1 tRNA gene is annotated in these 209 nt (G+C 44.0%); it reads right to left on the reverse strand.

The window, feature by feature from the left end:
* Window positions 1-139 precede the first annotated feature (139 nt).
* Window positions 140-209: transfer RNA gene (locus tag EXT43_RS20615), tRNA-Phe, on the reverse strand.

Raw genomic sequence — 209 nt, forward strand, 5'->3', positions numbered from 1 at the left:
GACTATCCGAGTTGAACGGATGACCTACTGATTACAAGTCAGTTGCTCTACCAACTGAGCTAAGTCGGCACACTAAATCTGTGTGCTATGCACGATACTGATGTCTAAAGCATAAATTAAACACCAACATATTAAATAATGGTGCCCAGAGGCGGAATCGAACCACCGACACGAGGATTTTCAATCCTCTGCTCTACCGACTGAGCTAT

It is taken from the genome of Pseudoalteromonas sp. CO109Y, from assembly GCF_004208935.1.
GTDB classification, from domain to species: domain Bacteria; phylum Pseudomonadota; class Gammaproteobacteria; order Enterobacterales; family Alteromonadaceae; genus Pseudoalteromonas; species Pseudoalteromonas shioyasakiensis.